We start from the raw sequence: 12,184 nt of genomic DNA on the forward strand, positions 1-12,184 counted from the left end.
ATGGCTTCCACCCCTGAGCAGAAGCGCGCGCGGCTGGCGGAACTGCTGCGCGAGAAGCGCCGCCTCACGTCGAGGGTGCCGGCGTCGTTCGGTCAGGAGCGCATGTGGTTCCAGGAGCGGCTGGCGCCCGGACAGGCCGGATTGAACCTGCTCTTTTCGGTACGCCTGGAGGGCCTGCTCGAGGTGCCCTCGCTGGCGGGGAGCCTGAACGAAGTGGTGAGCCGCCACGCGGTGCTGCGCACCACCTTCGTGGAACAGGACGGACGGCCGTGGCAGCGCATCACGCCCGAACTCGACGTGCCCCTGCCCGTGGTGCCAGTGACGGATGCCGCGGAGGCCTGGCGAAGATTGCACGAAGCGGCTCGCGCGCCGTTCGACCTGGAGCAGGGTCCACTGCTGCGCGCCGTGCTCTTCGCTGTCTCCCCCACCGAGCACCTGTTGCTGCTCGCGCTGCACCACACCGTGTCCGACGGCTGGTCCATGGGCCTGCTGGTGCACGAACTGGGCCTCATCTACGAGGCCCTGGCTTCGGGCGGGGCGCCGGTGCTGCCCGCGCTGGCACTGCAGTACGCGGACTTCTCCGTGTGGCAGCGGGAGTCATTGAAGGGGGAGGCGCTGGAGGCGTCGATCGACGTGTGGCGCTCGCGGCTGGATGCACGGGCAGTCCTGTCGCTGCCCACGGATCGGCCTCGCTCAGGACAGGCGGACAGCCGGGGCGCGACCGTGTCCTCGATGCTTCCCGCCGCGCTGATCCAGCGGCTCTCGACCCTGGCGGCGCAGGAGGGCACCACCCTCTTCACGGTGTTGCTCGCGGGCTTCAAGGCGTTGCTCATGCGCTACTCCGGGCAGGACGACCTCACGGTCGGAACGCCTGTCGCCGGACGCTCGCGCGCGGAGCTGGAGCCGCTGGTCGGGTTGTTCGTCAACACGCTCGCGCTGCGAACATCGCTCACGGGGGATCCATCGTTCCGCTCGCTCATGGGCCGCGTGCAGGCAACGTCGGTGGAGGCCTTCGCGCACCAGGACGTGCCCTTCGAGAAGCTGGTGGAGGTGCTCCAGCCTCCGCGTCACCTGGACGTACCGCCGTTCTTCCAGGTGATGTTCGTCCTGCAGAACACGCCCCTTCCGACCGTGCGCCTGCCCGGGCTGTCGCTGGACGCGCAGGTGGTGGACAGCGGCTTCGCGCAGTTCGACCTCACCCTCTTCGCCTTCGAACAGGCGGACGACCTGCGCCTCACCGCCGAGTACCGCACCGCCCTCTTCGATGAGGTCACGATGGTGCGGCTGATGAGACACCTGCGCGTCCTGCTGGAGAACGCAGTCGCGTGGCCGGATGCGCGCCTGTCGGAGCTGTCCCTCCTGGATGAGACCGAGCGGCAGCGCGTGCTTCATGCGTGGAACGGGCCCCGGGAAGCGTTTCCTCGCGGGGTGCTGCTGCAGCAACTGGTGGAAGCGCAGGTGGCTCGCACTCCGGACGCGGTGGCCGTCACGTTTGAAGAGACGGCGCTCACCTATGCGCAGCTGGATGCCCGGGCCAACCAGCTCGCGTGGCACCTGCGGTCCATGGGCGTGGGGCCGGAGGTTCGCGTCGGGCTGATGCTGGAGCGGTCGCTGGAGCTGGTGGTGGCGCTGCTCGCGACGTTGAAGGCAGGAGGGGCGTACGTTCCGCTGGATCCGGCCCTGCCAGCGCAGCGGCTCGCGTGGATGTTCGAGGACGCCCGGCCCGCCGTGGTGCTCATCCAGGAACGGCTGGTGGCGCGGCTGCCCGCTGGGGACTCCGTGCCGGTGCTCCGCCTGGACTCCCAGTGGGCGGAGGTAAATCGGCATCCGTCCGGCGCGCCGCCTCCGGTGGCCTCCGAGGACGCGCTGGCGTACGTCATCTTCACCTCTGGCAGCACTGGGCGGCCGAAGGGCGCGATGAACGCGCACGCGGGCGTCGTCAACCGGCTCCTGTGGATGCAGGGGGCGCTGCCGCTGTCACCGGGCGACGCGGTGTTGCAGAAGACGCCGTTCAGCTTCGACGTGTCCGTGTGGGAGTTCTTCCTGCCGCTGATGACGGGCGCGCGGTTGGTGGTGGCTCGGCCCGGAGGACACCAGGAGCCGGACTATCTGGCGGACCTCATCGCGCGGGAGCGGATCACCGTCGCGCACTTCGTGCCGTCCATGCTCCAGGCGTTCCTGGAAGCACCCGGCCTGCAGCAGTGCGCGTCGCTGCGCCAGGTGGTGTGCAGCGGTGAAGCACTGCCGCGGGAGCTGGCTGAACGGTGCCTGGCGCGGCTGCCTCGCGCGCGGCTGCACAACCTCTATGGCCCCACCGAGGCCGCGGTGGATGTCACCGCGTACGAGTGTGTCCGCGGCGCGCTGGGGCGCTCCGTGCCCATCGGGTATCCGGTGGCGAATACGGTGATCCGGCTGCTGGACGCATCGCTGCGGCCGGTGCCCCAGGGTGTTCCCGGAGAGCTGTTCATCGGGGGTGTGCAGGTGGGCCGCGGGTATCTGGGCCGCCCGGACCTGACCGCGGAGCGCTTCATCCCGGACGCGTACAGCGACACGCCCGGGGCCCGGCTGTACCGCACGGGGGACCTTGCCCGGTGGCTGCCCGATGGCGCCATCGAGTACCTGGGCCGAACCGACTTCCAGGTGAAGGTGCGCGGGCTGCGCATTGAACTGGGCGAAATCGAGGCCGCGCTGGAGCAGCACCCCGCCGTGCGACAGGCCGTCGTCGTGGCGCTCCCGGGCGTCACGGCGAGCGACACGCGGTTGGTGGCGTATCTCGTCGGAGGGACGGACGTGGCGGGGACGGAGGCCCTTCGAGCGTTCCTCTCGGAGAGGCTCCCTGAGTACATGGTGCCCGGTGCCTTCGTCTCGCTGGAGGCCCTGCCCCTGACGTCCAGCGGAAAGGTCGACCGCAGGGCGCTGCCCGTGCCGGACATGGCCTCGGGGGTGGTTCAGGAGTACGTCGCGCCGCGCAATCCCACGGAGGAGCAGCTGGCTTCGCTCTGGGCGGATCTGCTGCGCGTGGAGCGCGTGGGCGTGCACGATGACTTCTTCGCGCTGGGGGGACATTCGCTGCTCGCCACACAGCTCCTCTCGCGCATCCGGGCGGCGTTGCAGGTGGAACTGCCCCTGCGTGCGGTCTTCAAGGCGCCCACGCTCGCGGCCCTGGCTTCGGCGCTGGAGGAGGCACGAGGCCGGAGCGAGGGCCTCCAGGCGCCTCCCTTGCGCCCTGTGAGCAGGGAGGGCGAGCTCGCGCTGTCCTTCGCGCAGCAGCGCCTGTGGTTCCTGGAGCAGCTTCAACCCGGTGGCGTTGCATACAACCTGCCCGGGACCGTGCTGCTCGAAGGCGCGCTCCATGTTCCAGCGCTGCGGCAGGCCCTGGATGCGCTGATCGAACGCCATGAGGTGCTGCGCACCACGTTCGCCTCCGGGGCCCACGGGCCGGTCCAGTGCATCGCGCCCCCGTCGTCATGCCCGTTCGAGTTCGTGGACCTGGAGGACCTGCCGCCTCCGGGCACACGTGATGCCCGGCTGCGGGACTTCGTCGCCGCGCAGGCGCAGCGGCCCTTCGACCTGGCGCGGGGCCCGATCTTCCGCGCGGTGCTCGTGCGGATGGAAGAGACGCGGCATGTGCTGCTCGTGCTCACGCACCACATCGCTTCGGACGGCTGGTCCACGGGGGTGCTCGTGCGCGAGTTGGTTGCCCTCTATCGGGCCTTCGCTTCCGGCCAGCGTCCTTCGCTTCCGCCACTTCCCATCCAGTACGCCGACTTCGCCGCGTGGCAGCGCTCCTGGCTTCAGGGAGAGGTGCTCACCTCGCAGCTTGCGTGGTGGCGAGAGCAGCTCGCGGATGCACCTCCGCTCTTGATGCTTCCCACGGACCGGCCGCGCCCGGCGGCGCAGACGTTCTCGGGGGACCAACTCGCGGTGCGGCTGTCCCGGAAGCTGACGGACGGCGTGCATTCCGTGGCGAGACAGGCGGGGGCCACCCCCTTCATGGTGCTGCTGGCCGCGTACCACCTGTTGCTGTCCCGGTATGCCGGACAGGACGACGTCAGCGTGGGCGCCCCGGTCGCGGGCCGCACCCGTTCGGAGTCAGAGGGACTGATCGGATTCTTCGTCAACACGCTGGTGCTGCGTGCGCGCATCGATCCACGCGCTTCGTTCCGGACGCTGCTCGCCCAGGTGCGTGCCACGACGCTCGGCGCCTTCGAACACCAGGACGTCCCATTTGAGAAGCTGGTGGAAGAACTCCAGCCCGCACGCGACCCGAGCCATACGCCGTTCTTCCAGGTCACCCTCACCCTCCAGAACGCACCCACCGCGGAGTGGCGGCTGCCGGACCTCACTCTGCGCGAGCTGCCTCCTCCCTTCATCCCGTCGAAGTACGACTTCAGCCTCATCCTGGAGGAGTCGCCGGACGGCATCACCGGCAGCCTCCATTACAACACCGACCTCTTCGACCCGACCTTCCTCCAGGCGTTGATGCAGGGCTACGCCTCGTTGCTGGAAGCGCTTCCCGGACAACTGGAGGCCCCGGTGGCGCAACTGCCACTGATGCCCACGCAAGCACGGCGTCAGGTGCTGGAGGACTGGAGCGGCGTCTCCGCTGTCGGGGACTTCTCCGCGCATTCCATCACTGCCCGCTTCGAGGAACAGGCCGCTCGGGCGCCAGACGCGGTGGCGCTCGTATCCGAGTCCGGAAGCATGACCTACGCACGGCTCGATGCGCGGGCGAACCAGCTCGCGCACCACCTTCGCGCCTCTGGCATCTCCGAAGGCAGCCGCGTGGCCGTGCTGTTGCAGCGCTCGCCCGACCTCATCGTCTCGCTGCTCGCGGTGCTCAAGACCGGCGCGGCCTATGTCCCCATCGACCTGAATGCTCCGCCCGAGCGCTGGTCCCTCCTGCTTGAACAGTCCGGGGCAGGAATGGTCATCACGCTGGAGGCGCTCGCGGATGAACTGCCGTCGCTGATGACGCCACTGGTGCTGCTGGATGCGGATGCGTCCCGGCTGGCTTCGCGTCCGAAGACTGTGCCGCCGGAGCCGCGCGCGACAGGCGACCGGCTGGCCTATGTCCTCTTCACCTCGGGCTCCACCGGGACGCCCAAGGGTGTCTGTGTCCCGCATCGCGCCGTGTTGCGGCTGGTGGTGGGCAGCGACTTCATTCGCTTCGGCCAGGACGAGGTCTTCCTCCAGCTTGCGCCGGCCGCGTTCGATGCGTCGACGCTCGAAATCTGGGGCGCGTTGCTTCATGGGGCCCGGCTCGTGCTCGCGCCGCCGGGAGAGCTGTCACTCGCGCGTATCGCGGAGGTGCTGACAGGGCACGGTGTCACCACGCTGTGGCTCACGGCCGCCCTCTTTGAACAGATGGCCGTGCATCATCCGGAGGCCCTCGCTTCCGTGGCGCAGGTGCTTGCGGGCGGCGATGTGCTCCCGGCCTCTCGCGTGCGGGAACACCTGGCGCGGATGCGTCCGGGCTCGGTGTTGCTCAACGGCTACGGACCCACCGAGAACACCACCTTCTCCGCCACGCACTTGATGCAGGCAGGCGACACCGTGGAGACCGCCGTTCCCATCGGGCGACCGCTGCCCCACTCCACCGCCTACGTTCTGGATCCGGCGATGCGGCCGGTCCCTCCTGGCATGCCGGGAGAGCTGTACGTCGGCGGCGAGGGACTGGCGTGGGGCTACCTCCACCAGCCCGCCCTCACCGCCGAACGCTTCGTGCCCCATCCGTTCAGCACGACACCGGGGTCACGGCTCTACCGCACCGGCGACAGGACGCGCTGGCGCGCGGACGGCACGTTGGACTTCCTGGGCCGCACCGACTTCCAGGTGAAGCTGCGCGGCTTCCGCATCGAACCGGGTGAGGTCGAAGCGGCCCTGCGCGGACTGCCGGGCGTTCACGAAGCCGTGGTCGTGGTGCGCGAAGACGCCGCCGGAGACAAGCGACTGGTGGCCTACGTCGTTGGTGAATCTCTGGACGGCAGGGCCCTGCGCTCGGAGCTTCAGCAGCGACTTCCCGACTACATGATCCCCAGCGTCGTCGTGGTGCTGGACGCCCTGCCCCTCAACGCCAACGGCAAGCTGGACCGCTCCTCACTTCCCGCTCCCGAGGCCCCCGTGGCTTCGGCGGACACGTACGTCGCGCCTCGCGACGCGGTGGAGCAACAGCTCGCCGCCGTTTTCGCGGAGGTGCTGCACGTTCCTCGCGTGGGCATCCACGATGACTTCTTCGACCTGGGTGGCCACTCCCTGCTGGCCACGCAGGTGGTGTCGCGCGTGCGCACGACACTGGGCGTGGAGCTGCCCCTGGGCGACCTCTTCGCGGCGCCCACGGTGGAGACGCTCGCGGTCCGTGTGGTGGCCCTGCGCTCGCGGGAGGACTCCCGACCGGGGACGCCGCCGCTCGTGGCCGGGCCGCGCACGGGTCCCGTGCCGCTGTCCTACGCGCAGCAGCGACTGTGGTTCCTGGATCAACTCCAGCCCGGCAGCGCCTTCTACAACGTGCCCGGCATCCTGGTCCTCGATGGCGCGCTGGATGCCTCGGCGCTGGAGCGGTCCCTCCAAGCCCTGGTGCGCAGACATGAAGTCCTGCGCACCACGTTCGTGTCCGATGGGGACTCGCCGGTCCAGCGCCTCAATCCCGAAGCGACGCTGACGCTGTCCATCGTCTCGCTGGAGTCCCCCCCCGAGGACCACCGTGAAGCCGAGGCGCACCGTCACGCAGCCTCCGAGGCCGCGCGGCCCTTCGACCTGGGCATCGGGCCTCTCGTGCGCGCCGTGTTGCTGCGGCTGGATTCACGACGTCACTGGTTGCTGCTCACGCTGCACCACATCGTCTCCGACGGTTGGTCCATCGGGGTCTTCGCTCGCGAGCTGGGCTCGCTGTACCGGGCCTTCGCTTCCGGTCAGTCCCCGGCGCTGTCTCCCCTGCCGCTCCAGTACGCGGACTTCGCCCTCTGGCAACGCTCGTGGCTCCAGGGAGACGTGCTCCAGGCGGAGCTGGAGTGGTGGCGACGGGAACTCGACGGCGCGCCCACCGCGCTGGAGCTGCCCACCGACCGGCCTCGCCCCGTCGCACAGTCGTTCCGGGGAGCTTCACTTCCCGTGGCGCTGTCCCCAGACGTTTCGGGCGCGGTGAAGGCGCTGGCGGCCCGGGAGGGCGCCACACCGTTCATGGTGCTGCTCGCGGGCTTCCAGTTGCTGTTGTCTCGCTACACGGGCCAGGACGACGTGCTCGTGGGCTCCGCCATCGCCAACCGCAACCGCGCGGAGACGGAGGGCCTCATCGGCTTCTTCGTGAACACGCTGGTGTTGCGTGCTCGCATCGATCCGCGGGCCTCGTTCCGGACGCTGCTGGCCCAGGTGAAGGCGACGACGCTCGCGGCGTACGCTCACCAGGACCTGCCCTTCGAGAAGCTGGTGGAGGGCATGCAGGGGGCTCGGGACCTGAGCCGGTCTCCGCTGTTCCAGGTGGCGTTCACGTTCCAGAACGCGCCCGTGGACGCGCTGGACCTTCCCGGCCTCCGTCTGGAGCTGCGTGGCGGGGAGATCACCACCGCGAAGTTCGACCTGGACTTCAGCCTCCAGGAGCGGAACGGCGCGTTCAGCGGCGACCTGAACTTCAGCACCGACCTCTTCGCCCCCGCCACCGTCGCCCGGATGATGGCGCACTTCCAGGCGCTGCTCGGCGCGCTCACGGCCCGCCCCGCTGCGCCCGTGCGAGAGCATTCGCTGCTCGACGGCGAGGAACGCCAGCGCGTGCTCGTGGACTGGAACGCCACGCAGCGTCCGCTCGCGCCCTACACCGTGCCGGAGCTGTTCGCGGCACAGGTGCTCCGTGCACCGGAGGCCGTCGCGGTCCAGCACGAAGGCCAGGTGCTCACCTACGCGGCGCTGGCGGAACGTGCGCGGCGACTGGCCCTGCGCCTGCGCGCCTTCGGACTCCCTCCAGAGGCACGGGTCGCGCTGTGCGTGGAGCGGGGGCTGGAGCTGGTGGTGGGGATGCTCGGCATCCTGGAGGCGGGCGGTTGCTACGTGCCCATGGACCCCGCCTATCCGCGCTCCCGCCTCGCGTTCATGTTCGAGGACGCGGGCATCTCCGCGGTGGTGGGCCAGCGGGACCTGCTGGGCGCCCTTCCGGAACACTCCCTGCCCACGGTGTGCCTGGAGCCGGACGCGGAGGAACCCGGCCAGAAACCCGCGCCCGCTTCCTCGGACGTCACGGTGCGGCCGGGGCAACTGGCCTACGTGCTCTACACGTCGGGCTCCACGGGCACTCCCAAGGGCGTGGGCATCACGCACCAATCCATCGTGCACCTGGTACGGGACACGAACTTCGTCCAGCTCGGGCCGGACGACTGCATCGTGCAGGCGGGCACGCCTTCTTTCGACCTGGCCACCTTCGAGGTCTGGGGCGCGCTGCTCAATGGCGCGCGGCTCGTCATCCTGCCGCGTGAGGTGACGCTGGCTCCGGCGGAGCTGGCTCGCACGCTGCGCGAGGTGGGCGCCACCACGGCCCTGTTCGCCACGGCCCTGTTCCACACGGTGGCGCGCGACGTCCCCGAGGCCTTCGCCACGATGCGCACGGTCCTGTACGCCGGAGAGGCCGCGAACGCGGATGCGGCTCGCGCGGTGCTGCGCGCGGGGCCTCCGGGCCGGCTGGTGAATCTGTATGGCCCCACGGAGACGACCGTGGGCGTCACCACGCACGACATCGTGGACCTGCCGGAGCACGCGACGTCGGTGCCCATCGGCCGGCCGATGACGCGCGTCCAGACGTACGTGCTGGATGCGCACGGGCAGCCCGTGCCCGTGGGTGTTCCGGGCGAGCTGTACCTGGGCGGTGACGGCCTGGCCCGGGGCTACCTGGGGCGCCCCGAGCTGACCGCGGAGCGCTTCGTGCCTTCACCATGGGGTGGCGTGCCCGGTGCTCGGCTGTACCGCACGGGCGACCGGGTGCGCTGGCTCGCGGACGGGACGCTGGACTTCCTGGGCCGCATGGACACGCAGGTGAAGCTGCGCGGCTTCCGCATCGAACTGAGCGAGGTGGAGGCCATCCTCCGGCAGCACCCCTCGGTGAAGGCAGCGGTGGCGGGAGTCATCGAGGATCGCCTCGTGGCGTGGTTCGTGCCCGGCGCTCCGGTGGAGGCAACGGCCTTGCGCGCCTTCGTCTCCGAACGACTGCCCGCGCCACTGGTGCCCTCCGCGTTCGTGTCGCTGGACACACTGCCGCTCACTCCCGTGGGCAAGGTGGACCGCAAGGCGCTGCCCGGTCCGGATGCGCGCTCGGTCGCTGGCGGGCCCGTGGCTCCGGAGCGGATGACGCTGTTCCAGCAGCGCATCGCCACGCTGTTCCAGGAGCTGCTCCGCCTGGAGTCAGTGGGGCTGCACGATGACTTCTTCGTCATCGGGGGCCATTCGCTGCTGGCCACACAGCTCGTCTCCCGGCTGCGTTCGACCTTCGGAGTGGAGCTGCCGCTGCGCGCCCTCTTCGATGCACCCACCGTCGCCCGGCTCACGGAGCGTGTGGAGGCCTGGCTCCTCTCGCGTGTCGAGGGACCACGCATCCCGGCACTCGTCGCCACGTCGAGGGACCGGGACCTGCCGGTGTCCTACGCACAGCAGCGGCTGTGGGTGGTGGAGCAGCTTCGCCCGGGCGGCAGCCACTACACCATCGCCACCGCGCTGCGGCTGGACGGCGTGCTGGACGTGGAAGCGTTGCGCCGCGCCCTGGAGCTCGTCGTCTCCCGGCATGAAGCGCTGCGCACCACGTTCGCGATGAAGGAAGGCCAGCCCGTCCAGCACGTGCACCCGACGGGTGCATGGGAGTTGCCGGTCACCGACCTGAGCGCCATGCCCCGCGTGTCCCGCGAGGCCGAGGCCCAGCGGCGCTCCGTGGAGGAGGCCGCGCTTCCCTTCGACCTGGGACGGGGACCGGTCCTGCGCACGCGGCTGCTCCGCCTGGATGCTCGGGAGCACCTGTTGCTCCTGTGCATGCACCACATCATCTCCGACGGCTGGTCACTGGGCGTGCTCGTCCGCGAGGTGGCCGGCGCCTACGAGGCCTTCGCTTCAAGCCGGACCCCCGTGTTGCCGGCGCTGCCGGTGCAGCCCGCGGACTTCGCTGTGTGGCAGCGCTCCTGGCTCCAGGGTGACGTGCTCGCGCGGGAGGTGTCGTGGTGGAAGCAGCACCTCGCCGGGGCGCCCCAGGTGCTGGAGCTGCCCACGGACAAGGCGCGGCCGCCGCTCCAGTCCACGAAGGGGGCGCTGCTTCCCGTCCACCTTCCTGCGGCGGGCGTGGAGCGGTTGGTGGCGTTGGGCCGCTCGGAAGGCGCGACGCCCTACATGGCGCTGCTCGCGGTGTGGCAGGTGCTGCTGTCGCGGTACTCGCGGCAGGAGGAGCTGCTGGTGGGTTCGCCCATCGCGGGCCGCGACCGCTCGGAGCTGGAGGGGCTGGTCGGCTTCTTCGTGAACACGCTGGTGCTGCGCGGGCGCGTGCGACCGGGGGACTCGTTCCGGACGCTGCTCTCCCAGGTCCGGGCCACGGCGCTCGCCTCCTTCGAGCACCAGGACCTGCCGTTCGAGAAGCTGGTGGAGGAGCTGCACGTGGCTCGCGACCTGAGCCGCAACCCGCTGGTGCAAGCGGTGTTCGCGCTCCAGAACGCACCCACCGGCGAGTTGAAGGCGCCGGGGCTCACGCTCCGGCCCGTGCCGGTGGACAACGCCACGGCCCGCTTCGACCTGGGCCTGTTGCTGCACGAGGCTCCGGACGGCCTGCGCGGCGTCATCGAATACAGCACGGACCTCTTCGAGCGTTCGACCGTGGAACGGCTGGCCGGACACCTGCGCACGTTGCTGGACGCCGTCGTCGCCGCTCCAGACATCCCCCTGGCCCAGGTGGAATGGCTCACCCCCGAGGAGCGCCAGCGGGTGCTCACGGCGTGGACCGACACCGGCGTGGGCTACCCGCGTGAGTCGAACCTCGTGGAACGCTTCGCGCTCCAGGTCGCTCAGCGTCCGGAGGCCATCGCGTTGGAGTCGGGTGACGCGCGGCTGACGTATTCGCGGCTCGATGCTCGGGCGAATGCGCTGGCCTGGGTGCTGCGCTCGCAAGGCGTGGGCCCGGATGCGCTGGTGGCGGTGTGCCTGGAGCGCTCCGTGGAGCTGGTCGTCACGCTCCTGGCCATTCTCAAAGCGGGCGGGGCCTATGTCCCCCTGGATGCCGCGTATCCCGCTCGGCGCCTGGCCCTCATGCTGGAGGACGCGCCGCCCCGACTGCTCGTCACCACCCGAGCGCTGCGGGCGTCGCTACCGGTCGCGGAGGGTGTGCCGTGCGTCTTCGTGGAGGAGACGCGCCTGGAGGAACAGTCCACCGAGGCTCCGGACGTGGCGCTCTCCTCACGGAACCTCGCGTATGTGGACTTCACCTCCGGAAGCACTGGCCGCCCCAAGGGCGTCGCCGTGGAGCACCGGGGCGTGCTGCGGCTCCTGCACGGTGCACCCTGGGCCCGGTTCACTCCGGACGAGACGTTCCTGCTGATGGCTCCACTGTCCTTCGACGCGTCGACGTTGGAGCTGTGGGGCCCGCTGTTGTCCGGCGGAAGGCTCGTGGTCTTCCCGCCGCAGCCACCCACGGACCTGGAGCTGCTGGGCCAGATCATCCGACGTCACGGTGTCACGTCGCTCTACCTGTCCGCGGGATTGTTCGCGCAGGTGGTGGACGTGAAGCAGGAGGTGCTGCGCGGACTGCGGCAGCTCTTCGTGGGCGGGGACGTCCTGTCCCCCACGCACACGCGCCGCGTGGTGGAGACGCTGGGCCTCCCGGTGGTCAACGGCTACGGCCCCACCGAGGCCACCGTCTTCACCTGCTGCCTCCGCATGGAGCGGCCCGACGACGTCCCCGCCGAAGCGATCCCCATCGGGCCTCCGCTGCCGAACACGCGGACGTTCGTGGTGGACGGCTCGCTGCGGCCGGTGCCCGTGGGCGTTCCGGGTGAGCTGCTCATCGGCGGGGACGGGCTCGCGCGAGGCTACCTCTCCCGCCCGGACCTCACCGCCGAGCGCTTCATCCCCCACCCCTTCGCCACCACACCCGGAGAGCGCGTGTACCGCACGGGAGACCGGGTGCGCTGGCGCGCGGACGGGAGCCTGGAGTTCCTGGGCCGCATCGACACCCAGG

The 12,184-nt window shown here is 70.4% G+C and carries 1 protein-coding gene (running past one end of the window); it reads left to right on the forward strand.

The window, feature by feature from the left end:
* Positions 1 to 12,184, forward strand: partial view of a non-ribosomal peptide synthase/polyketide synthase gene (locus D7Y11_RS09010; RefSeq protein ID WP_126933490.1) — the 5' portion only. 19,850 nt of this gene lie beyond the right edge of the window; only the first 12,184 of its 32,034 coding nucleotides appear in the window; its start codon is at positions 1 to 3; its stop codon lies beyond the right edge, outside the window.

The organism is Corallococcus sp. AB018 (assembly GCF_003986945.1).
Classification (GTDB): domain Bacteria; phylum Myxococcota; class Myxococcia; order Myxococcales; family Myxococcaceae; genus Corallococcus; species Corallococcus exiguus.